The following is a 21,031-nucleotide window of genomic DNA, read 5'->3' as shown; positions in this document are numbered from 1 at the left end:
TGTCCTCACGCTCCGCTACTCCTTAATTAACGCCCCTGCGTAACCCAACTGCCGCCACGCTTCATACACCACCACTGAAACGGCGTTAGAGAGATTCATGCTGCGGCTGTCCGGCATCATCGGGATGCGGATTTTTTGCTGTGCGGGCAGGGCGTCAAGAATAGCGGCGGGCAGGCCGCGCGTTTCCGGGCCAAACAGCAGGTAATCACCCGCCTGATAGCTGACAGCGCTGTGGGCCGGTGTGCCCTTGGTCGTCAGGGCAAACACACGCTGGGGGGCTTCTGACGCTGTAAACGCCGCATAGCTGTCATGATGAGCGATCGCGGTGAACTCATGATAATCCAGCCCGGCACGCCGCAGTCGCTTGTCATCCCAGGCAAAGCCGAGCGGTCCGATGAGGTGTAGCTTAAAGCCGGTATTGGCGCACAGGCGAATGATGTTGCCGGTGTTAGGGGGGATCTCGGGTTCGAATAAAACGATATTTAGCATGTAACGGCCCTCAGGAACGAGGGCCGAAGGATAGCAAATTATTCACGCTGAGTGGTATACAGCGGCAGCCAAATCGTCAGACGCAGACCGCCCAGCGGGCTGTCGTCGGCTTTAACCCAGCCACGGTGCTGCTGGATAGCATTATCAACAATCGCCAGCCCCAGCCCTGTTCCGCCGGACTCACGGTCGCGGGCTTCATCCGTGCGGTAGAACGGTCTGAAAATCTGTTCGCGGTCTTCAGCACTGACCCCGGGACCGTCATCATCAACGTGGATGGTAATGCCCTGTTTATCCACCGCAAAGCTGACGGAAATCCGGCTGTGAGAATAACGCAGTGCATTACGCACGATATTCTCCAGTGCGCTCTCAAGTGCGCTGGGGTTACCGTACAGCGGCCACGGGCCTGGCGGGTAAGGAACCTCAAGCGTTTTCCCTACCTGTTCGGCTTCAAAGCGCGCATCTTCCAGCACTCCTGACCACAGATGGTTGGCCTTAATCGCCTCGCTGATCAACGCATTGGTGTGCTGCGTGCGGGATAACACCAGCAGATCGTTGATCATGCCGTCCAGCCGCTGTGCTTCCATTTCAATACGTCCCAGCTCTTTGCCCTCACCGTGGCGGCGGCGCATCAGCGCGGTTGCCAGCTGCAGACGCGTGAGCGGGGTGCGTAACTCATGGGAGATATCGGACAGCAGCCGCTGCTGGGCATTCATCATGCGTTCCAGCGCACTGACCATCTGATTGAAGCTGGCCCCGGCCGCCAGAAACTCCTGGGGCCCGGATTCCAGTTCCGGCCGCTGACGCAGATTCCCCGCCGCCACATCGTCGGCAGCGTGTTTCAGCTTACGCGCCGGTTTTGCCAGGCTCCATGCCAGCCACAGCAGCAACGGTGAGCTGATCAGCATAGTGACGATCAGCAGCAGCAGCGGGCGGTCAAACAGCAGGTTAATAAAATCGAGCTGAGAACTGCCTGCCGGACGGATCAGATACAGCTGGTAGTTATCCTCCCCATCGCGAATGGAGAAGGGGCCTGCCATCTCTACCCGGCCATATTTCTTCTTTTGCGGATGATCGGCATTATCGGCCTGGCCGATAAAGTTACGGATCACCTGCATCTCATTATGCTGTGCACCAATCACACGCCCTTCGCTGGTGACCAGCAGCAGGCGTTGACCGGGCGGAGCCCATTTATCGATGGCGCGGAACAGCCTGCGCCACCACATTAAATCATTGGGCGGGTCCTGACTCAGCTCCGCCTCAACGTGCTGCTCAATCATGATCCCCTGACGCTGCTCGTTATCCAGCAGCGGCGTCATCTGACGGGAGTCAAGTTTAGGCAGCATTAACACCAGCATCAGTACCAGCGCCAGAGTCAGCCAGAAAATGGCAAAGATGCGGGTGGTCAGGCTGGATATCATGTTGCCGACACCATCAGGTATCCCCGGCCGCGCAGTGTTTTAAACCACGGATGGCCATCCCTGCGCTCCGGCAGCTTACGCCGCAGGTTGGAGATATGCATATCAATGGCGCGGTCAAACGGCGTTAGACGTTTGCCCAGCACTTCCTGGCTGAGATGTTCACGTGACACCACCTGCCCCAGATGCTGTGCCAGCAGATAGAGCAGCGTAAATTCGGTGCCAGTTAAATCCAGCGTCACACCGTCGAAACTGGCTTCCTGACGTCCCGGGTTCAGGCGCAGTAAGTCCACTTCCAGCGTAGGTGAGCTGTTGTCATGCTGTTGCTGCTGCTGTTCGCTCCAGTTAGAACGGCGCAAAATGGCACGAATACGTGCAACCAGTTCACGGTCGTTAAAGGGCTTCGGCAGGTAATCATCTGCCCCCAGTTCCAGACCCAGCACACGGTCCAGTTCACTGCCACGCGCGGTTAGCATAATGACCGGCGTTTGGTGTTGTTGACGCAGTTCCTTAAGGGTATCGATGCCGTTTTTCTTCGGCATCATCACATCCAGTAATAACAGATCGACAGAGCTGTCCAGTAGCGCCAGTGCCTGCTCGCCGTCACCGGCAACCAGCACGTTGAATCCTTCCATTTCAAGCAATTCTTTAAGCAGCGAAGTCAATTCGCGGTCATCGTCAACCAACAGGATTTTATTCATTTTTTATTGCCCTCCGCAGGCAAAATACCGTGAACGAATGCGCTCAATCCATGACTTTACGTAGTTTTACACCCCCTGACGCATGTTTGCAGCAGGCACCGTAGACTCATTCTCGTTGAATCGAAATACGGAAACAAACCTGGGAGTAGACGATGCGTAAAGTTACCGCCGTCGTTGTCGTTCCGGCGCTGATGTTCACTCTCTCCGCCGCATGGGCAGATAACGTCGCGACGACTGATGAGATGCATCAGGATGACGCAGCAAACCATACGCTAAGACAGGTTCCGCAAAGCCATATGTTTGATGGCATCAACCTGACGGAACAGCAGCGACAGCAGCTACGCGATCTGATGCAGCAGGCACGGCACGATCGTTCTCCTATAAGTATTAACGATTTAGAGCGACTGCACGAACTGATTATTGCAGATAAATTTGACCAGACGGCCTATCAGGCTCAGGCAGAGAAAATTGCACAGGCGGAAGTGGCGCGCCAGGTCGAAATGGCCCGGGTTCGCAACCAGATGTACCACCTGTTAACGCCTCAGCAGCAGGACGTTTTGGAACAGAAACACCAGCAGCGCTTTAACGAAATGCGCAGGCTGACGAATATGCAGCAGTTTTCACCGCTGCAGGCAGCAAGTAGTACCGGCAGTACCCAGTAACATAGTATCCCTGTTTTTCCTTGCCATAGACACATCCCTGTCTTCCCCCGCCATGATGGCGGGGTTTTTTTTGCCTGAAACCCAGTATACTGAGCATTCGTTATTATGGAGTTTTCCATGAATGCAAACTATGCCCGTCTGGTTAATTCGGCGGCACTGGCGGCCACGACGCTGGCTTCACTCCTGCTGATAATCAAAATATTTGCCTGGTGGTACACGGGGTCGGTCAGCGTACTGGCTGCGCTGGTGGATTCTCTGGTGGATATCGCTGCATCGCTGACCAACCTGCTGGTGGTGCGCTATGCATTACAGCCTGCCGATGCGGAACATACCTTTGGCCATGGTAAAGCCGAATCTCTTGCGGCGCTGGCGCAGAGTATGTTTATCTCTGGCTCAGCACTGTTTCTCTTCCTTACAGGATTGCAGCACCTGGCCTCTCCCGAACCAATGAAAGCTCCGTTGGTTGGTATGGTGGTTACTCTGATTGCGCTGCTATCGACGATGGTACTGGTGACGTTCCAGCGCTGGGTCGTTCGGCATACACGTAGCCAGGCGATCCGCGCGGATATGCTGCACTACCAGTCTGATGTCGTGATGAACGGCGCTATTCTGCTGGCGCTGGCCTTAAGCTGGTACGGCTATCATCGTGCCGATGCGCTGTTTGCGTTAGGGATTGGTGTGTGGATTTTGTATAGTGCTTTGCGCATGGGATATGACGCGGTGCAGGCCCTGCTTGACCGTGCTCTGCCTGCCGAAGAACATCAGGCCATTGTGGCGATCGTAGCCGGCTGGCCCGGTGTGCAGGGCGCACATGATATCCGCACCCGGCAGTCAGGCCCCACACGCTTTATCCAACTGCATCTGGAAATGAACGATGATCTTCCTTTGCACCAGGCTCACCAGTTAGCGGAACAGGTTGAACAGGCTTTACTGCATCGTTTTCCGGGTTCTGATGTCATTATCCATCAGGATCCCTGTTCGGTGGTGCCGGAGGGGCGTAAAGGCAATTTTGATCAGGAAAGCGTTTCTAAATGAAATGGTTAGCGATTACACTGGCTATAATGTGACGTAACGCAAAAAAAATAGCCGAAAGTTGCCTGACCTGAATCAATTCAGCTTTCAGGGTTTGATATACTATTGCCAATAATTGAGTCGGTTATCTCGTTCGCCTACGTCGACCCGCTCCGGCGTCCAGAATTCATCATTTGCATCATCAAGTTCAGAGGTTGTCATGATCAAAAAAATCGGTGTACTGACAAGCGGCGGCGACGCCCCAGGTATGAATGCTGCGATCCGGGGTGTTGTTCGCGCCGCGCTCAGTGAAGGACTGGAAGTGTGTGGCATTTATGACGGCTATCTGGGCCTGTATGAAGATCGCATGGTTAACCTCGACCGCTACAGCGTGTCGGATATGATTAATCGCGGGGGCACCTTCCTGGGCTCAGCGCGTTTCCCTGAATTCCGTAATGACGATGTGCGCACCGTTGCCATTGAGAATATGAAAAAGCGCGGTATTGATGCGCTGGTGGTGATTGGCGGTGACGGTTCTTATATGGGAGCCAAGCGTCTGACCGAGATGGGCTTCCCGTGCATTGGCCTGCCGGGCACCATTGATAACGACGTCGCGGGCACTGACTACACGATCGGCTACTTCACCGCGCTGGAAACCGTCGTAGAAGCGATTGACCGCCTGCGTGACACCTCCTCTTCACATCAGCGTATTTCTATTGTCGAAGTAATGGGACGTTACTGTGGCGACCTGACGCTGGCGGCGGCGATAGCGGGCGGTTGCGAATTTATTGTTCTGCCAGAAATCCCTTACACGCGTGAAGAGCTGGTGAGTGAGATCAAAGCGGGCATTGCCAAAGGTAAAAAGCACGCTATCGTGGCGATCACCGAACACATCTGTGATATCGACGATCTGGCGAAATACATCGAAGAAGAAACCAAACGCGAAACCCGAGCCACGGTGTTGGGCCATATCCAGCGCGGTGGTGCGCCTGTCGCTTACGATCGTATCCTGGCCTCCCGCATGGGTGCCTATTCCATTGAGCTGTTGTTACAGGGCTACGGCGGCCGCTGCGTGGGGATTCAGAACGAGAAGATGGTACACCACGACATCATTGACGCGATTGAAAATATGAAGCGTCCGTTTAAAGGTGACTGGCTGGATACCGCGAAGAAACTGTACTGATTAACAACAGGGCGCTGTCGGTCAGCGCCCTGCTTATGCAGTGCTTTATTCCATATAGTTATTACAGCTAATTTTTAATTCTTTAATCCGCAGATTACTTTGTGTCACGCTCCCTGACAGAGAAAATCTTTGGGAGTGCGTGCAATGAAGAAGTGGAGTGTGGGAATTACCCTGTTACTGGCCTCAACCAGCGTGCTGGCGAAGGATATCCAGCTACTGAATGTCTCTTACGATCCAACCCGTGAGCTCTACGAGCAGTACAACAAAGCCTTCAGCGCACATTACAAGCAGGAAACGGGTGACAACGTGGTGATCCGCCAGTCACACGGTGGTTCGGGCAAGCAGGCCACCTCCGTTATCAACGGCATCAAAGCCGATGTGGTGACGCTGGCGCTGGCTTCTGACGTTGATGCGATTGCTGAACGTGGCCGTATCGATAAAAACTGGATCAAACGTCTGCCGGACAATTCTGCGCCTTATACCTCTACCATTGTTTTCCTTGTACGAAAAGGCAACCCGAAACAAATCCACGACTGGCAGGATCTGATCAAACCTGGCGTGTCGGTTATTACGCCAAACCCGAAAACCTCTGGCGGTGCCCGCTGGAACTATCTGGCTGCCTGGGGCTGGGCGCTGGATCAAAATCATGGCGATCAGGCTAAAGCACAGGAATATGTGAAAGCGCTGTTTAAAAACGTCGAAGTACAGGATTCTGGCGCACGCGGTGCGACGAACACCTTCGTCGAGCGCGGCATCGGTGACGTACTGATTGCGTGGGAAAACGAAGCGTATCTGGCGGTGAACAAACTAGGTAAAGATAAGTTCGATATCATTACCCCAAGTGAATCCATCCTGGCGGAACCGACGGTCTCTGTGGTCGATAAAGTCGTGGATGACCGCGATACCCGTAAAGTGGCAGATGAATACCTGAAGTATCTTTATTCTCCGGAAGGTCAGGACATCGCCGCACAGAATTACTATCGTCCCCGCGATACCGCGGTAGCGAAGAAATATGCCAGCGCGTTCCAGCCGGTGAAACTGTTTACTATCGATAATAAGTTTGGAGGCTGGGCTCAGGCACAGAAAACTCACTTCGCCGAAGGCGGAACTTATGATCAGGTAATGAAGCGCTAATTTGCTTTATGTGCGATATTTTACAAGGGCCGACTATTGTCGGCCCTTTTTATTTGTCTCAGTGTTAATAGAATTAAGAGCTTGCTGATTTTCTTTGCTTTAAATAAATGTTACACCCCGGGATAATTTCGCATGATATTTTTCACGTCTTAGACTACATTGTGAGCAACCAAGGTACAGAGGTTCAGAAAAAATGCTGGGACGAAGGCGGGTTGTTATCACGCTGGTCGCTATAGTGGTAGTAGTAACCGTCGGTTTTGCTTGTATCACACTGAAATTTAACAGTAATGCAGACCAGCTGTGGAACATTGTTAGCCAGCAATGTGTGCCCGGTCAGGAAAATAAAAACAATCCTTCTCCCTGTCGCCTGGTCAATATTCCGGATGGATACGTGGTGCTTAAAGACAGGAATGGTCCTTTGCAATTTTTGCTGATGCCGGTGGCGAAAATTACCGGCGTGGAGAGTGAGAAATTGCTCAACCCCGCCACGCCTAATTACCTGTCAGAAGCCTGGCGGGCGCGTCATTTTATGGAAGAGAAGCACGGCGCCATTATGGACGATCGGGTATTTTCTCTGGCGGTTAATTCGCGCTGGGGCCGTTCTCAGAATCAGTTGCACATTCACATCTCCTGTCTGCGGCCAGATATCCGTCAGCAGCTGGACAAGCTGGATCACCGTCTGACCGCAAAATGGCAAAGCCTGCAGTTGGGCAGCCATGAATATGAAGTCCGAACGATGACGCGCGATGAGTTCAAACGGACCAGCCCGTTTATCCGTATTGCTAATGAGTTGCCTGGTGCGCGCGAGGATATGGGGAGTTACGGCATCGCCATTGCCGTATTAGCGGACGGCAGACGCGTGTTGATGGTCGTAAAACGTAATTTGCTGCTGCTCAACCGGGCCTCTGCCGAGGAGTTGCAGGATCACAGCTGTGCGTTAGTAAAATAATTTCGCCCGTCGTTGTATCGGGTCGACCTTCTGTCCGGTCGACCCCCCTTTATAAGCTACTTCACACGTTGATTTTGTTCTGGTTCCGGGTCATTTTTGTACTGGGCGGTGGCAATCCAGGCCGCGCAGAACAGCGTCAGGCGCGCAAAGAAATAGAAAAAGGCCATCAGACCCAGTACCGATCCGAACGCAGCGCCGGATGGCGAAGATGCCAGCTTTGGCAGTGTCAGGGTCATAATAAATTTAATTATCTCAAATCCAATCGCCGCCAGCAGCGTGCCGCGAAACAGGGCTTTTTTGCGTGGCTTATGGCGCGGCAGTATCCAGAAAATCCACAAAAACAGCAGGTAGTTGGCGAAGATCGAGATCGATAACGCAATCAGCGTCATGGCCGGACGCAGCCACTCAATGCCTTCCAGCCCCAGCGCACGCACGATAGCTGCCTGCGCCGCCCCGGCAATCGATGTCAGCGACAGCGTGATAATCAGCGCCAGCACCAGTCCGGTCAGAGAGATAAAGTCCCGCGAGTATTTGAACCAGATTTTTTCCTCGTCCTGGGGGGCTCGCTCCCACACATCCCGCGACTGAGCGCGTATTGCTTCGCGCAGATTCCCCATCCAGCTAATCCCGGAATAGAGCGCCACCAGCAGCCCGGTCAGACCGACGGTGGTACGCTGCTGAATCGCGGTATTTACGGTGCTTTTCAGCGTGGCTGCCAGCGAGGGATCGCTGATATTACTGACGATCGTGTTGATCAGTTTTGCCAGCAGGTCGGGGTTCGAGGCCAGCACAAAACCAACACCGGCAAAGGACACCATCAGGATGGGGATCAGGGAGAGAAAGGAGAAGTAGGTAATGGCGGCTCCGAACTGACTGCCGAGACGATCGTTAAAGCGCTCCCCGGCGCGTATAAAGTGTGCCACCGCAGGGATGGCCCGGAACCACTCGACCCATTTCGAGACGCGCGACAGGGATTTATCCACCGTATGATTACCGGTTTTTAGCGAGATAAGCGGTTTTTCTGCCGGCTTCTCTGTGGGCCTGATTGGGCGCTGTTGATTGTCTGCCATGAATCTTTCGTTATCCTTATAAAAAACTGACTGCCGCTCATTATAGTCTGCTGGTCAGGTGACGTAATGCGTAAGCGTCTGACTCAGCCATTCAATAAATACCCGCACCCGACGCGCCAGGTTCCGGCGATGCGGGTACAGCAGGGCGACGGGCATCGGGCGCGCGGTAAACTGGGGCAGTATTTCGACCAGTTTTTTTTCTTTCAGGGCCTGTAATACCCCCGCCCGTGGCACCTGAATAATACCCAACCCGGCGATGCAGGCAGCCCGGTACGTTTCTGTGCTGTTAACGGTCACTGCCCCGCCGGTCTTAATCAGCCGGGTGGTTTTTCCGTCGTCATATTCGAATCCGTCCGGCAGCCCGCCGAGGTGCTGGCTGTAATGAACCATCGCATGCTGAGAAAGTGCTTCCAGGGTGTCAGGTGTGCCAAAACGCGCCAGATAGTCCGGACTGGCGCAGTTAATCAGCGGCAGATGGCCAATCTGACGGGCGATCAAACCGGAATCCTCCAGTACGCCAACGCGTACCACACAGTCAAAGCCTTCGCGGATCACGTCCACACGACGGTCGCTGCTGCTGAGTTCCAGCTCAATGCCCGGATACTGTTGCAGAAAGTCCGGCAGCAGCGGGATCAGGTAATTACTGGCCAGACTGACCGGCATATCCACCCGCAGCCGTCCGCTGAGGGTGGCGGGATCGTGTTGAAACAGGGCGTCCATCTCATCCAGGGTGGCCAGCACGTCACGGCAGCGTTCGACGTAAACCTGCCCGTCCTGAGTAAGCTGCACGCGACGCGTAGTCCGGTGCAGTAAACGTGAGCCCAGACTGTTTTCCAGTGCCTGGATCTGTCGCGACAGGCTGCCTTTAGGCAGGCCGAGACTTTCCGCTGCTTTGGTAAAACTCTGCATTTCTGCCACCCGGACAAACACCTGCATTGCGTGAATTTTATCCATTGCTGTGCTCATTGTTGTGATAAATGGAACAGTGAAGCGTAGATGAAGACATTTATAGAACATATGAGAGGTAATATCCTCCTTTTTGTCCACAGCACACAACGGGAGTATAAAATGAGCCAGAAAATAGCACTGATTACCGGCGGAAGCCGGGGTTTAGGCCGGAATGCGGCCTTAAAACTCGCAGAAAAGGGCATCGACGTGATTTTGACCTATCGTAGTCAGAAGCGGGAGGCAGAGTCCGTTGTCGCCCGGATTCAGGCGCTGGGGGCCCGTGCCGTGGCGCTGCCGCTGGACGCAGGCGACAGTCAGGGTTTCAGCGCCTTTGTCAGCGAAGTCACGCACCAGCTGAAAAAAATCTGGCAGCGTGAAACATTTGATTATTTATTCAACAACGCCGGTACGGCACTGTATGCGCCCTTTACCGATACCACCGAGGCGCAGTTTGACCAGCTGGTGAACATCCATTTTAAAGGTCCGTTTTTCCTGACGCAGGCCCTTCTGCCGCTGATGGCGGATGGCGGACGCATACTCAATGTGTCCAGCGGCCTGGCGCGTTTCAGCCTGCCGGGTTCCAGCGCTTATGCCGCCGTAAAAGGGGCGATGGAGGTACTGACACGCTATCAGGCGAAAGAGCTGGGCGCGCGCGGTATCACCGTCAACATCCTGGCTCCGGGGGCGATCGAGACGGATTTTGGCGACGGGCGTGTACGGGATGATGCGGCGATGAATGCCTTTGTGGCATCACAGACGGCACTGGGTCGGGTCGGGTTACCTGATGATATTGGTGATGCGGTTGCTGCGTTGTTCAGCGAGGGGTGCCGCTGGGTGAACGGGCAACGCATCGAGGCATCGGGAGGGATGTTTCTGTAAAGGTGGGCGGACTGAAAAGGTCCGCCCTGTGGATGCCGGGCTATACCCGGATTGTGCCGTCGATCACTGTGACGGTCTGGCCGCCAATCCACACGCCATCTCCGGTCCAGGTGACGCTCAGGCGACCGGCCCGCTGCATGGCCGTTCCCTGACGCACGCGGTAATCCAGCTCGACGCCGCGCGCCTGCAGGTAGCGGGCCAGGCAGGCATTGGCACTGCCGGTCACCGGGTCTTCAACCAGGCTGCCCTGCTCAATCAGCAGGCCACGCACTTCATATTGTTCACTCCCGCCAGCTAACGGACCAAAGGGCATCACCCCGTCGACACCGGCTTGTTGCACCAGCCGGGTAAACGCCACCACGTCTGGCTTAATCGCCAGCACGGCATCAGCAGACGTCATCGGCACCAGCAGCCAGCGAATCCCCATATCGGCAATCATCACCGGAAGCTGTGCTTCCAGATCGCTGCTGTTGAGAGCATGAGTGATGGACGCGTCGCTGAACGGGGTGAGGATGGCTTCCGGGGCGGCGAAAGCCAGTATGCCGTCGTCACTGATGTTGACACGCACCAGCCCCAGGCCACACTCCTGCACAATCTGGCCGGGCGTTTTCAGCGCGATCCCGGCTTCGAGCAGCGCATGGGCGGTGCCCAGCGTCGGGTGGCCGGCAAAAGGGAATTCAGTATCCGGCGTGAAAATACGCACACGATAATCGGCAGCAGGGTCGGTCGGCGGCAGTACAAACGTTGTCTCAGACAGATGGGTCCAGCGGGCAATGGACTGCATCTGGTCGTCGCTCAGGCCGCTGGCATCCATGATCACCGCCAGCGGATTGCCGTTGTAGGGGGTGGAGGTAAATACATCAACCTGTTTAAAAGGACGTAATGGCGTCATAGCGCTTCCTGTCAGTGTGAAGGTTCTGCCGGCCGGGTCTCCGGATGAAGGTTGTCAGCCCCGACTATTATCGGTATTAATAAACCACAGTGGTTTAAAAAAGTGATGTTTTTATGCTGAAAATATTGGGTCGTGCGTCATCTATTAATGTCAGAAAAGTGCTGTGGTTGTGTGATGAGCTGGCGATCCCCTTCCGGCGTGAGGAGTGGGGCGACGGTTTTAAGTCGCCGCAGGACGCTGAATTTAAGGCAATGAATCCGAATGCGCTGATCCCGGTTATCCAGGACGGCGACTTTATCCTGTGGGAATCGAACACCATTATTCGCTACCTGGCCAATGCGTACGGTGGGGAAGCGCTGTACCCCACAGCACCTCAGCAGCGTGCGCGCGTCGATCAGTGGATTGACTGGCAGGCCACGGAGCTGAACACCGCCTGGCGTTACGCGTTTATGTCACTGGTTCGCCACTCTCCGGCTCATCAGGACCCGCGCCTGCTGGCTGCCGCCAGTAAAGGCTGGGCGTACACTATGGGCATCCTTAATCAGCAGCTTGAGCGAACCGGCGCTTACGTGGCCGGGGATGCCTTCTCTCTGGCGGATATTCCCATTGGCCTGTCGGTGAACCGCTGGTTTGAGACGCCGCTTGACCACGCGAACCTTCCCGCCGTCCGCGCCTACTACGAACGTCTGACCGGACGCAAAGGCTATGCCACCTGGGGGCGCAACGGCACACCTTAACCCCTCAGGGATACCGGGCCGCGGTTACATCCCGGCGGCAATCCCACTCATTTCACAGGCCACCGCCCCGGTGCGCTTCAGCGCCCAGGTATAACGCTCGTCAAAGGGGTAACAGCAGGAGAGCCGCAGCGCGTGGTTGCAGCGTTCGGACAGCGTATAGAGTGCGCCGGGCGTCAGGCAAATTTTCTCCTGCAGCAGGCGATGGAACAGTTCCAGAGTGTCAATATTGCCCGGCAGTTCCACCCAGAACACAAAGCCGCCGCTGGGCCGGGTGGCGCGTGTCCCCTGTGGGAAATGGCGGGCAATAATACCGCGCGCCTCCTCCAGCTGCGCGGCGTAACGACGACGCAGCGAGCGCAGATGATGGTCATAGCCGCCCGATTCGAGAAAATGCCCCAGCGCCTCCGACAGCAGTCGCGACTCCGCCAGAGAAGAGACGGCCTTTAGTCGTGCCAGCTGCTGGCTGAAGCGTCCGGCGGCAATCCAGCCGAGATGGAAGTCTGGGGCGACGGTTTTGGTAAAGCTGGTGCAGTACATCACCCAGCCATCTTCATCAAAGGCTTTCACTGCCGGGGTCAGCGGCCAGCAGAACTGCAGCTCGCTGTAGAGCCCATCCTCCAGCAGCGGTACCTGATAGTGGTTCACCAGGCGCGCCAGCCGCTTTTTCCCTTCCAGTGTCATGCTGCTGCCCAGGGGGTTCTGTGCATTCGGCATGGCAATCAGCGCCTGGATGCGCTTCTCCTGTAGCAGCAGCTCAAGCGCATCCAGCGACAGCCCGAACTGCGGATCGGTCGGGATCTCCACCACTTTCAGGCCCAGGCTGGCCAGCAGGGGGAACAGGTAAAAATAAGTGGGTGTCTCCACGCCGACGCAGTCGCCGGGCCGGGTGACGGCGCGCAGGCCCAGCTGTAGTGCTTCCATGCAGCCGTGTGTGAGGGTGACGTCATCGGCGCTGAGGCTGATGCCCAGGGCCATCGATCGGCGGGCAATTTCACGCCGCAGGCGCAGGCTGCCCGGTGGCAGAGCGTAGCGGCCAATCAGATCGGGCTCACGTCGCATCAGCGAGGCGATAATCCGGCTGATTTTTGCCGTTGGAAAGAAGTCCCCGCTCTGTGGGCAGGCCAGGGAGATATTGGTGTACTCACTGTGGTTCTGGGCGGCAAACACCGTATCAATCAGATCGAGCTTTTCGCTACTGGGGGAGCGGACGCCGGTGGGCTGAAATGCCTGCCGGGTCAGCGAGGGCAGCGTATCACGCACGTAATAACCTGACTGAGGGCGGGCCTCGATCAGGCCGCGATCTTCCAGAATACCGTAGGCGGTGAGGACCGTATTCACGCTGACCTGATGGCTGCTGGCACAGCGGCGGATCGCCGGAAGACGAGTGCCGGGCATAAAGGTCCCCTGATGTATGGCCTCTGCCAGCGTTTCTGCCAGCTGATGATAGAGCGTAGCCTGCGGTTCGATGGTGGACACAATATCCTCCTTAACTCATGGGTACAGTTATCGATTATTCATTATTGTACTCATTACAATAACTCGTTTCTGCATCTGTTACCATTGGGGAGGTCTGATTACACTGAGGGCCTCACTTGAAATGCAGGACAAAAATCATGCTTGATCCCTCTTTTATCAGCTATGTGACCGTGATGTCGATTACCCCTGGCCCGAACAATCTCATGCTGGCGACCTCCGGGGTTAATTTTGGCATCCGCCGCACGCTGCCGATGGTCAGCGGCATCCTGATCGGGTGTGGCTTACAGACGGTGCTGGCGGGGGTCATGCTTGAACTGCTGCTGCAGTGGATGGGGGCGATGCGTCTTCCGCTGACTCTGCTGGGCTGTACCTATCTGCTGTGGCTGTCGTGGAAAATCTTCCGCTCCGGTGCGCCGGAGCTGCGTGAGAAAGCGCGGCCGATGACGATGATCGGCGGCGCACTCTTCCAGGCGGTGAATCCGAAAGCGTGGCTGATGGCGATCAACGTCGCGCTGATGTACACGGTGAACAGCACAATCCTCACGGTGATGCTGAGTTTTATGGTGCTGAATCTGCCCTGCATCCTGATCTGGGCAATGATGGGCGATCGGCTGGGGAAACATTTACAGGTGGCGTGGAAACTCCAGCTATTCAACACCCTGATGGCGTTATCACTGCTGGCTACGACGCTGTGGATGCTGGTGGAAGCGTTTCAGGTGGCATAAAACGCAGGGCCGATCGCAACGTGCAATCGGCCCGGGGACTTATTTCCCGACCACGGAATCCACCACAGCGACGGGTTCGTCATTGGCAGCCGGGTTCATGGGGGCATAATCCAGCTGCAGTATCCGGCTGGTTTCAGCCAGCTCACGCTCGGTCGCTGCAACGTTGCCGTTTAGCCGCTGGCCATAGAACGGTATGATCGCCTTCAGCTTGCTCTGCCATTCAGGGGACTGCATCTGCTGCCTGAACACTTTGCTCATCAGATCGAGCATAATCGGCGCGGCGGTAGAGGCGCCGGGTGAGGCACCCAGCAGGGCAGAGATGGTGCCGTCCTGCGAGGTGACCACTTCGGTACCCAGCTTCAGTACGCCGCCTTTATCGGCATCCTTCTGAATAATCTGCACCCGCTGTCCGGCTTTCACCCGCCGCCAGTCGCCTTTTTTGGCTTCCGGGAAGTATTCACGTACAGCATTCATGCGGTCATCTTCATTCAGCATTACCTGGCCCACCAGATACTTCACCAGGTCGAAGTTGTCGAGGCCTACACGGACCATCGGCATCAAATTCGACGGCGTGATGGAGCCGAACATATCCCACAGCGAGCCCTGCTTGAGGAACTTGGTCGAGAAGGTGGCAAACGGCCCGAACAGCAGCACCTGTTTGCCGTCCAGCGTGCGGGAATCCAGGTGCGGCACCGACATCGGCGGTGCGCCCACGGACGCTTTGCCGTACACCTTCGCGTGATGGCGCTGTACGACCTCCGGGTTATCGGTAACCAGGAATTCGCCCCCGACCGGGAAGCCGGCATAATTTTTTGCTTCCGGGATGCCGGACGCCTGCAACAGCGTCAGCGCCGCCCCACCGGCACCGATAAACACGTATTTCGCCCTGATGATGGTTTTTTCATCGTTATTTTTCAGGTCGGTGACGGTAATGCTCCAGGTGCCGTCGTCGTTGCGCCTGATGGTCCGTACTTCGTGTCGGCTCTGGCGCTCAAAATTGGGGCTTTTTTCGAGGGAGGCGACCAGCTGGCGGGTGATCTCACCAAAATTGACATCGGTACCGGTAGGAATGCGGGTGGCCGCCACTTTCTGCGTGTTGTCACGCCCTTCCATCACCAGTGGCACCCATTCTCTGACCTGCGCCGGGTCTTCTGAAAACTCCATGCCGCGGAACAGGGTGCTTTGCTGCAGGGCGGTAAACCGTTTCTTCAGGAAATTAACGTTGTCCTCACCCCAGACGAAACTCATATGCGATACGCTGGTGACAAAACTGCGCGGATTGCGCAGGACGTTACGCTGTACCTGGTGGGCCCAGAAACGACGGGAGATCTGAAACGCTTCGTTGATTTCCACTGCTTTCTTAATATCGACAGAACCGTCGGCGTTCTCCGGCGTATAGTTCAGCTCCATCAGCGCTGAGTGACCCGTACCGGCGTTATTCCAGCCGTTGGAACTCTCTTCTGCCACACCATCCAGACGTTCTACCATGCCGATACGCCAGTCTGGCTCCAGCTCCTGCAGGTAGGTGCCGAGCGTGGCACTCATCACACCCCCCCCGATCAGTAAGACATCGACGTGCTTCTCTACTGCCATTTTACGCATGAGACAACATCTCCGTGTGATAAAGGAAATCAACATGTTAAGTAGAGAGGCAGGGCAGAATTTCTGTTCCCCGTCTGACTGCTTTGCCCTGATAAGGATTGCTGACAGTAAAAAACCACACCAACAGAATGTGTTTAATTGCTGTTCAAAAGCGTTGGAAAATATAGCATTGTTACGGGGTAATTAAAAAAGTGTTTAAAGATTAAAAATAAGAATGATAGGTCTTATAAAATAAGTAACATTTATACGGGCCGTTGAACGGCCCGTGAGGGCAGGGAAGATGACAGCGGAGGAAGAGGGGTAACTCTCTGAACAGTAAGAATTAATCTCGTGGGGCGCTGTCAGGTAACTTGCGCAGGCCGATGGCCAGTCGGTTGTAAGCATTCATCAATCCGATGGCAATGGTCAGGTCCGTTACCGCGGCGTCGTTAAATTCTGCTTGCACCTGTGCGAAAACCTCATCGGGGGCATTGGTCTGGGCGATCAGCGTTAGCGATTCGGCCCAGGCAAGCGCGGCCCGTTCCCGGGGGCTGAACCACTGACCGGCTTCACGCCAGACCTGAGTGAGCACAATTTTGTCCCACGGCAGGCCAGCTTTGTGTAACGCTTTCGTATGCATATCGATACAGTAGGCACAGCCGTTAATCTGTGAGACGCGCAGAAAGGCTAACTCGACGACATCATGCGGCAGACCGCTTTTGGCTACAAAGCTCCCAACGCCTGCCAGCGCTTTCATACCTGCCGGTGAAGCAGAGTAAAAGTCGATACGTTCGCTCATTGTCTTATCCTTTTATCGGGGGTTGGACGTTATTTTCCTTCGTTTTATGGGCTGCAGAAAGTGCCAGGAATTCACAAAAACATTGGTCCATCGGTTCCCGGGATTCTGTTGCGGCGTGATACCGGCCGCTCGCTGAGTGAACAGATACGCGAGGGGATATCCCAGGCGATTGACGAAGGTCGCCTGCAACCTGGTGCACGGGTGCCTTCCTGCCGTGACCTGGCCGCCCAGCTCGGCGTGGCGCGCGGCACGGTAAGGGTGGCCTACGACATGTTGGTGGACAGCCAGCGGTTGGTGGCCAGAGGCGCTGCGGGGACCTGGGTCAGTGAGGTGGCGCGGCCACAGGACGATCGCCAGCTGTCGGAGACGGCCGTTGTAGCCCCGCTGGCGGCCATTATTCACGCCTTCGATCGTCCACCGCTGACCTTCCAGATGGGGGTGCCTGCCAGCGATGCTTTTCCGGCAAAAGTCTGGTCGCGCATTCTGACGCGCCACGCCCGGGAGATGGTCAGTAACCCCGTGGGCTATGCCGATCCACGCGGCAGCCTGGCGCTGCGCCAGCAGTTGGTCAGCTATCTGTCGATGGCGCGCGGTCTCCGTTGCCAGGCCTCACAGGTGATCCTCACTAACGGTTATGCCGGAGCGCTGGGGCTGATCTGCCTGGCGCTCGGTTTACACGGCCAGCGAGTATGGATGGAAGATCCGGGGTATCTGCTGGCACGTAAGGCCCTGACGCTGGCTGGCGTGGAACCGATCCCCGTCCCGGTCGATGAGCAGGGGCTGTGTGTGGAGCAGGGGATACGCCTTGCAGCAGAGGCCGCGGCCGTGCTTGTGACGCCCGGTCAGCAGGCTCCGCTGGGCATGACGCTGTCGCTGGCGCGGCGTGCAGCCCTGCTGGCGTGGGCGAAGCGACAGGGCAGCTGGATCATTGAGGATGATTACCTGGGCGAACTGCAGCTTGAAGGGCGGGCGGCACCCGCGCTGGCCGCGCTGGATAGCGGTCGCGTGCTGCACATCGGCACTTTCAGTAAAACCCTGACACCCTCCCTGCGTCTGGGGTATCTGGTGGTACCGGCGGATCGGGCGGCACATTTTGGTGAGGCGGCCGCGCTGCTTGCCCCAGCCTCGTCCTTCGTGCTGCATAATGCGGTGGCGGAATTTCTCCATGAAGGCCATTTTATGCGTCATCTCCGCCGTATGAAACGGCTTTACAACGAGCGGCTGCTGGCGCTTTTAGAAGCCCTCACACCCTATTTCCCGCAGGCATCCCGTGCTGCACTGGCTGTGATCATCGAGCTTCCGGCAGGCAGCCAGGATACGCGTATCGCCCATGAAGCGCTGGCGTATGGTATGGCACCGACACCGCTTTCAGTGTGGTATCAGGATAACGGACGTCGGGGGCTGGTACTGAGTGTGACGACGTTGCCACGGGAGGGGTTTAACGGAAGTGCGCAGCGGCTAAAAGCCTTAGTGGATGCGTTCGGTTAAATCCTGCCCCGGGGAGGGGCAGGAGGCGATCATCAGGCTTTTTTCGCTGCGGCAGCAGCTTTAACGATCACGGCGAAAGCATCCGCTTTCAGTGATGCGCCGCCCACCAGGGCACCGTCGATATCCGGCTGGGCAAACAGCTCTGCAGCATTCTTGTCGTTCACCGAACCGCCGTACTGGATGATAACCTGAGCGGCTACCGTCGCATCTTTCCTGGCAATGTGGTCACGAATGAATTTGTGAACGGCCTGAGCCTGAGCCGGAGTGGCAGATTTGCCGGTACCGATGGCCCATACCGGTTCGTACGCCACGACAACACCGTTGAAGGCATCAGCGCCCTGGGTATTCAGCACGGCGTCGATCTGGCGAGCGCACACTTCTTCCGTTTTACCTGCTTCGTTTTCCGCTTCGGTTTCACCGATGCACAGCACAGGGATCAGACCCGCTGCTTTCAGCACGGCAAATTTCTTCGCGATCAGCTCATCGCTTTCAGCGTGGTAAGTACGGCGCTCAGAGTGACCAATGATGATGTACTGTGCGCCCAGATCTTTCAGCATGTCAGCAGACACTTCACCGGTGAAGGCACCAGACAGGTTCACGTCGACATTCTGCGCACCCAGTGCGATATGGCTACCGGAAATGGCATGTTTAGCCTGATCCAGATACATCACAGGCGGCGCAATCGCCACACCACACCCATCAACACCGCTCAACTCGGTACGCAGACCGGCGATCAGTTCGTTGACCATGTGCTTGTTGCCGTTCAGTTTCCAGTTACCCATAACTAATGGATGTCGCATTGTATCCTCCACGCTTAGAGAGTATTAAAGCTGCCAGCAGGCAGCATTGTCTGCCAGACAGTATAGAGATCAAACACCGGAAAGGCTTTGCTTTTCGTCATCCTTTGGGTCTGTCTTCTCAGGGATTGCTTAACGCCAGTTTCAGCGGTTCCACAGCAAATGTTAATCCTTTATCGCCGTTATCGGCCACGATGTAGCGCAATGCTCCTTCGGTCTGCTGATAAAAGCGCGACCCCTTACCTTTTTCCAGCAGTTCTTCTGCACGTTTCGTACTCTGTTCGTCACTGAGCATCGGTTCAAAGAAGCGGATGAGTGCGGCAATATACGCCACCGCTTTGTCGCGTGACGGTTTCTGTTCAGGGCCGGGGATAGGAAGCCAGGTAATCTGCAAGGTTTTGATTTTTCCTGTTCCCTGTTCCAGTGCGGTCGACGAATAAAGATTTTCGTTGATCTTGCTGGCGGCACGCGTCAGATTGCTTTTATCATCACGACTGTCAATGGCGCGATATTCACTTAACGGTAACGTTGTATTGGCAGCATTATACTTTTCGCGAAACTGGCCGATAGTCATATCAAAGGTCGGGGCGCCTGCCTGCAGATAGGGAGCGGCAGGAAGATGCTCTGTACGGTTTTGTGGATCGGGACTGGCGTGTGCCGCAGGGAAAATGATGGCGGATAGCAGTGCCATCCCTGCCCAAATCGCGTTCTTCATATCAATGGCCCTAACCTGTAAACTCAGCCCAAGATTAAACGGACAATGGCCCGCAAAGTCAAAGGGCACCCGGACTCTGAGATAAAAATAATGACGTTACAGCAATGGTGTTTCTCTTTTCGTGGCCGTTTGGGTCGGCGGGATTTTTGGATCTGGCAGGCCGCCTGGATTTTAATGCTGGTCCTGCTGTTCACTCTGGCGGGCAACGGCTGGCTGGATACCCAGACGGCAGCCTTCTGCGTCGTGGCCCTGCTGTGGCCTGCGAGTGCGGTTCTGGTCAAGCGGCTGCATGACCGCAACAAAGGCGGCCAGTGGGCGCTGCTGTTTATTCTGGCCTGGATGCTGATGGCGGGACACTGGGCGATGCTGCCCGGGGATCTGCAGTGGGTCGTGGGGCGTTTTATTCCTACGCTGATTCTGGTGAGCATGGTGGTCGAGCTGGGGGGCTTTACCGGAACGGCGGGGGATAACCGTTATGGCAAAGCGACGCAGCCGGTTGTTTTTCTGCGTCGCCGTGCCTCTGACTACCAGTAATGTTCACTGGTCATATGTCCGGGTTTGCGTTTCAGATGCTTACGCATTCCCCGGCTCTCCTTGAGCACCTGCTGGGTATCACGCACCATTTGCGGGTTGCCGCACAGCATCACATGGCTGCTATCCGCATCCATCGTTAATCCGGTTGCCGCTTCCAGTTCACCGCTCTCAATCAGCGCGGGCACTCTGCCGGTGAGCGAGCCGGGGCTCTCTTCACGGCTGACGACTGTCTGGATCTGTAATTTCCCGCTGTAGCGCTGCTGCAACGCCTGCATCAGCGGCAGGTAGCTCAGGTCCTGTGCATAACGCGCGGCATGAACCAGAACGATATTATCAAAGCGATCCAGCCCTTTGCCTTCCTGCAGAATGGACAGATATGGGCCAATGGCGGTGCCGGTTGCCAGCATCCACAGGGTTTCACACTGGGGAACCTCATCAATGACAAAGAAACCCTGGGCATCCTGGGTGATCATCACCTCATCGCCGGGTTTCAGCGCGTGCAGTCTCGGGCTGAGTTTCCCCTCCGGTACGGTAACCAGGTAGAACTCCAGATTTTCATTGCTGGGCGCGTTTACAAAGGAATAGGCGCGTACGACACGTTCGCCGTCAATTTCCAGCGCCAGTTTGGCATATTGCCCGGCTGTGAAGGGATCGACAGGGGCCGTCACCGTCAGACTGAACAGGGCGTCGGTCCAGTCGGTAACCTGTTTAACACGGGCATTGACCCATACGGCCATAAAACTCTCCTTTCTTCACTTGCAACAGTATTCGCGTCTCTGTGGCTATCTTCCTTACCCAATGGACTTTTTTCCAGTCATGGGAGCAGGTCAGAGCTCATATCGACAA

22 protein-coding genes are annotated in these 21,031 nt (G+C 56.0%); 10 read left to right on the top strand and 12 right to left on the bottom strand.

The window, feature by feature from the left end:
• Positions 1 to 15: 15 nt before the first annotated feature.
• From trmL to cpxR, 3 genes are read right to left on the bottom strand one after another with little or no spacing between them, the layout of a single operon-like run.
• Positions 16 to 489, bottom strand: a complete 474-nt coding sequence (trmL, locus tag IFU29_RS19245) for a tRNA (uridine(34)/cytosine(34)/5-carboxymethylaminomethyluridine(34)-2'-O)-methyltransferase TrmL (protein WP_191935323.1) — start codon at positions 487 to 489, stop codon at positions 16 to 18.
• A gap of 38 nt (positions 490 to 527) precedes the next feature.
• A complete protein-coding gene (gene cpxA / locus IFU29_RS19240; RefSeq protein ID WP_191935322.1) occupies positions 528 to 1,907 on the bottom strand; it encodes an envelope stress sensor histidine kinase CpxA in 1,380 nt (459 codons plus the stop codon).
• On the bottom strand, positions 1,904 to 2,605 hold the full coding sequence (gene cpxR / locus IFU29_RS19235; protein WP_191935321.1) for an envelope stress response regulator transcription factor CpxR: 702 nt from the start codon (positions 2,603 to 2,605) through the stop codon (positions 1,904 to 1,906). The genes cpxA and cpxR overlap by 4 nt, the downstream gene beginning before the upstream one ends.
• A gap of 152 nt (positions 2,606 to 2,757) precedes the next feature.
• On the opposite strand from cpxR, the gene cpxP reads away from it, so the two are divergent.
• From cpxP to IFU29_RS19210, 5 genes are all read left to right on the top strand, one after another.
• Positions 2,758 to 3,267, top strand: coding sequence for a cell-envelope stress modulator CpxP (gene cpxP, locus IFU29_RS19230; RefSeq protein WP_191935320.1), 510 nt, complete (start codon positions 2,758 to 2,760; stop codon positions 3,265 to 3,267).
• Between the two features lie 117 nt (positions 3,268 to 3,384).
• The gene (gene fieF, locus IFU29_RS19225; protein WP_191935319.1) at positions 3,385 to 4,302 is read left to right on the top strand and encodes a CDF family cation-efflux transporter FieF; all 918 of its coding nucleotides are present in this window, start codon (positions 3,385 to 3,387) and stop codon (positions 4,300 to 4,302) included.
• 196 nt (positions 4,303 to 4,498) lie between these two features.
• Positions 4,499 to 5,461 carry a 6-phosphofructokinase gene (gene pfkA / locus IFU29_RS19220; protein ID WP_062746860.1) on the top strand — a complete coding sequence of 321 codons (963 nt, stop codon included), beginning with the start codon at positions 4,499 to 4,501 and terminating at the stop codon, positions 5,459 to 5,461.
• A gap of 144 nt (positions 5,462 to 5,605) precedes the next feature.
• Positions 5,606 to 6,595 (top strand): sulfate ABC transporter substrate-binding protein, encoded by a 990-nt coding sequence (locus tag IFU29_RS19215; RefSeq protein ID WP_191935318.1) that lies wholly within the window; start codon positions 5,606 to 5,608, stop codon positions 6,593 to 6,595.
• Between the two features lie 193 nt (positions 6,596 to 6,788).
• Complete coding sequence (locus tag IFU29_RS19210; RefSeq protein ID WP_191935317.1) at positions 6,789 to 7,544, top strand: CDP-diacylglycerol diphosphatase; 756 nt, start codon at positions 6,789 to 6,791, stop codon at positions 7,542 to 7,544.
• A 56-nt stretch (positions 7,545 to 7,600) separates the two neighbouring features.
• On the opposite strand, the gene yhjD is transcribed toward IFU29_RS19210, so the two are convergent.
• Both yhjD and IFU29_RS19200 read right to left on the bottom strand, forming a co-directional pair.
• Positions 7,601 to 8,614 (bottom strand): inner membrane protein YhjD, encoded by a 1,014-nt coding sequence (gene yhjD / locus IFU29_RS19205; RefSeq protein ID WP_191935316.1) that lies wholly within the window; start codon positions 8,612 to 8,614, stop codon positions 7,601 to 7,603.
• 54 nt (positions 8,615 to 8,668) lie between these two features.
• The gene (locus IFU29_RS19200; RefSeq protein ID WP_191935315.1) at positions 8,669 to 9,568 is read right to left on the bottom strand and encodes a LysR family transcriptional regulator; all 900 of its coding nucleotides are present in this window, start codon (positions 9,566 to 9,568) and stop codon (positions 8,669 to 8,671) included.
• A gap of 114 nt (positions 9,569 to 9,682) precedes the next feature.
• Here IFU29_RS19200 and IFU29_RS19195 point away from each other — a divergent pair, with 114 nt between their 5' ends.
• Positions 9,683 to 10,441: an SDR family NAD(P)-dependent oxidoreductase gene (locus IFU29_RS19195; protein WP_191935314.1), complete on the top strand. Its 759-nt coding sequence runs from the start codon at positions 9,683 to 9,685 to the stop codon at positions 10,439 to 10,441.
• Positions 10,442 to 10,481: 40 nt separating this feature from the next.
• Here IFU29_RS19195 and IFU29_RS19190 read toward each other — a convergent pair whose 3' ends face one another.
• Positions 10,482 to 11,333, bottom strand: coding sequence for a PhzF family phenazine biosynthesis protein (locus tag IFU29_RS19190; protein ID WP_191935313.1), 852 nt, complete (start codon positions 11,331 to 11,333; stop codon positions 10,482 to 10,484).
• A gap of 113 nt (positions 11,334 to 11,446) precedes the next feature.
• Between IFU29_RS19190 and IFU29_RS19185 the strand changes: the two genes are divergently transcribed.
• On the top strand, positions 11,447 to 12,070 hold the full coding sequence (locus IFU29_RS19185) for a glutathione S-transferase family protein (RefSeq protein WP_191935312.1): 624 nt from the start codon (positions 11,447 to 11,449) through the stop codon (positions 12,068 to 12,070).
• A gap of 24 nt (positions 12,071 to 12,094) precedes the next feature.
• Here the strand turns inward: IFU29_RS19185 and IFU29_RS19180 are convergent, their stop codons facing one another.
• Positions 12,095 to 13,546 carry an aminotransferase class I/II-fold pyridoxal phosphate-dependent enzyme gene (locus tag IFU29_RS19180; RefSeq protein WP_191935311.1) on the bottom strand — a complete coding sequence of 484 codons (1,452 nt, stop codon included), beginning with the start codon at positions 13,544 to 13,546 and terminating at the stop codon, positions 12,095 to 12,097.
• 137 nt (positions 13,547 to 13,683) lie between these two features.
• Here IFU29_RS19180 and IFU29_RS19175 point away from each other — a divergent pair, with 137 nt between their 5' ends.
• Positions 13,684 to 14,271: a LysE family translocator gene (locus tag IFU29_RS19175; protein WP_062746843.1), complete on the top strand. Its 588-nt coding sequence runs from the start codon at positions 13,684 to 13,686 to the stop codon at positions 14,269 to 14,271.
• Between the two features lie 39 nt (positions 14,272 to 14,310).
• On the opposite strand, the gene mqo is transcribed toward IFU29_RS19175, so the two are convergent.
• Together mqo and IFU29_RS19165 are read right to left on the bottom strand one after the other, a co-directional pair.
• Positions 14,311 to 15,909, bottom strand: coding sequence for a malate dehydrogenase (quinone) (gene mqo, locus IFU29_RS19170; RefSeq protein WP_191935310.1), 1,599 nt, complete (start codon positions 15,907 to 15,909; stop codon positions 14,311 to 14,313).
• Positions 15,910 to 16,195: 286 nt separating this feature from the next.
• The gene (locus IFU29_RS19165; RefSeq protein ID WP_191935309.1) at positions 16,196 to 16,651 is read right to left on the bottom strand and encodes a carboxymuconolactone decarboxylase family protein; all 456 of its coding nucleotides are present in this window, start codon (positions 16,649 to 16,651) and stop codon (positions 16,196 to 16,198) included.
• Between the two features lie 60 nt (positions 16,652 to 16,711).
• Here IFU29_RS19165 and pdxR point away from each other — a divergent pair, with 60 nt between their 5' ends.
• Positions 16,712 to 18,139 carry a MocR-like pyridoxine biosynthesis transcription factor PdxR gene (pdxR, locus tag IFU29_RS19160; protein ID WP_191935308.1) on the top strand — a complete coding sequence of 476 codons (1,428 nt, stop codon included), beginning with the start codon at positions 16,712 to 16,714 and terminating at the stop codon, positions 18,137 to 18,139.
• Positions 18,140 to 18,171: 32 nt separating this feature from the next.
• On the opposite strand, the gene tpiA is transcribed toward pdxR, so the two are convergent.
• Together tpiA and IFU29_RS19150 are read right to left on the bottom strand one after the other, a co-directional pair.
• On the bottom strand, positions 18,172 to 18,939 hold the full coding sequence (gene tpiA / locus IFU29_RS19155) for a triose-phosphate isomerase (RefSeq protein WP_062746833.1): 768 nt from the start codon (positions 18,937 to 18,939) through the stop codon (positions 18,172 to 18,174).
• A gap of 118 nt (positions 18,940 to 19,057) precedes the next feature.
• On the bottom strand, positions 19,058 to 19,651 hold the full coding sequence (locus IFU29_RS19150; protein WP_191935307.1) for a YiiQ family protein: 594 nt from the start codon (positions 19,649 to 19,651) through the stop codon (positions 19,058 to 19,060).
• Between the two features lie 90 nt (positions 19,652 to 19,741).
• Between IFU29_RS19150 and IFU29_RS19145 the strand changes: the two genes are divergently transcribed.
• Positions 19,742 to 20,185 (top strand): DUF805 domain-containing protein, encoded by a 444-nt coding sequence (locus IFU29_RS19145; RefSeq protein ID WP_191935306.1) that lies wholly within the window; start codon positions 19,742 to 19,744, stop codon positions 20,183 to 20,185.
• Here the strand turns inward: IFU29_RS19145 and fpr are convergent.
• Positions 20,176 to 20,922 (bottom strand): ferredoxin--NADP(+) reductase, encoded by a 747-nt coding sequence (gene fpr, locus IFU29_RS19140; protein WP_191935305.1) that lies wholly within the window; start codon positions 20,920 to 20,922, stop codon positions 20,176 to 20,178. The genes IFU29_RS19145 and fpr overlap by 10 nt on opposite strands.
• Positions 20,923 to 21,031: the final 109 nt, after the last annotated feature.

Source organism: Erwinia persicina (assembly GCF_014838825.1).
Taxonomy (GTDB): domain Bacteria; phylum Pseudomonadota; class Gammaproteobacteria; order Enterobacterales; family Enterobacteriaceae; genus Erwinia; species Erwinia persicina_A.
Note: the sequence above shows the minus strand (reverse complement) of the source record. Positions and strands in the feature narration are given on the sequence as shown.

What these genes read in the sequence shown, in the direction of transcription:
- trmL (WP_191935323.1), bottom strand. Translation starts at nt 489, where the DNA reads ATGCTAAATATCGTTTTATTCGAACCCGAGATCCCCCCTAACACCGGC.
- cpxA (WP_191935322.1), bottom strand. Translation starts at nt 1,907, where the DNA reads ATGATATCCAGCCTGACCACCCGCATCTTTGCCATTTTCTGGCTGACT.
- cpxR (WP_191935321.1), bottom strand. Translation starts at nt 2,605, where the DNA reads ATGAATAAAATCCTGTTGGTTGACGATGACCGCGAATTGACTTCGCTG.
- cpxP (WP_191935320.1), top strand. Translation starts at nt 2,758, where the DNA reads ATGCGTAAAGTTACCGCCGTCGTTGTCGTTCCGGCGCTGATGTTCACT.
- fieF (WP_191935319.1), top strand. Translation starts at nt 3,385, where the DNA reads ATGAATGCAAACTATGCCCGTCTGGTTAATTCGGCGGCACTGGCGGCC.
- pfkA (WP_062746860.1), top strand. Translation starts at nt 4,499, where the DNA reads ATGATCAAAAAAATCGGTGTACTGACAAGCGGCGGCGACGCCCCAGGT.
- IFU29_RS19215 (WP_191935318.1), top strand. Translation starts at nt 5,606, where the DNA reads ATGAAGAAGTGGAGTGTGGGAATTACCCTGTTACTGGCCTCAACCAGC.
- IFU29_RS19210 (WP_191935317.1), top strand. Translation starts at nt 6,789, where the DNA reads ATGCTGGGACGAAGGCGGGTTGTTATCACGCTGGTCGCTATAGTGGTA.
- yhjD (WP_191935316.1), bottom strand. Translation starts at nt 8,614, where the DNA reads ATGGCAGACAATCAACAGCGCCCAATCAGGCCCACAGAGAAGCCGGCA.
- IFU29_RS19200 (WP_191935315.1), bottom strand. Translation starts at nt 9,568, where the DNA reads ATGGATAAAATTCACGCAATGCAGGTGTTTGTCCGGGTGGCAGAAATG.
- IFU29_RS19195 (WP_191935314.1), top strand. Translation starts at nt 9,683, where the DNA reads ATGAGCCAGAAAATAGCACTGATTACCGGCGGAAGCCGGGGTTTAGGC.
- IFU29_RS19190 (WP_191935313.1), bottom strand. Translation starts at nt 11,333, where the DNA reads ATGACGCCATTACGTCCTTTTAAACAGGTTGATGTATTTACCTCCACC.
- IFU29_RS19185 (WP_191935312.1), top strand. Translation starts at nt 11,447, where the DNA reads ATGCTGAAAATATTGGGTCGTGCGTCATCTATTAATGTCAGAAAAGTG.
- IFU29_RS19175 (WP_062746843.1), top strand. Translation starts at nt 13,684, where the DNA reads ATGCTTGATCCCTCTTTTATCAGCTATGTGACCGTGATGTCGATTACC.
- mqo (WP_191935310.1), bottom strand. Translation starts at nt 15,909, where the DNA reads ATGTTGATTTCCTTTATCACACGGAGATGTTGTCTCATGCGTAAAATG.
- IFU29_RS19165 (WP_191935309.1), bottom strand. Translation starts at nt 16,651, where the DNA reads ATGAGCGAACGTATCGACTTTTACTCTGCTTCACCGGCAGGTATGAAA.
- tpiA (WP_062746833.1), bottom strand. Translation starts at nt 18,939, where the DNA reads ATGCGACATCCATTAGTTATGGGTAACTGGAAACTGAACGGCAACAAG.
- IFU29_RS19150 (WP_191935307.1), bottom strand. Translation starts at nt 19,651, where the DNA reads ATGAAGAACGCGATTTGGGCAGGGATGGCACTGCTATCCGCCATCATT.
- IFU29_RS19145 (WP_191935306.1), top strand. Translation starts at nt 19,742, where the DNA reads ATGACGTTACAGCAATGGTGTTTCTCTTTTCGTGGCCGTTTGGGTCGG.
- fpr (WP_191935305.1), bottom strand. Translation starts at nt 20,922, where the DNA reads ATGGCCGTATGGGTCAATGCCCGTGTTAAACAGGTTACCGACTGGACC.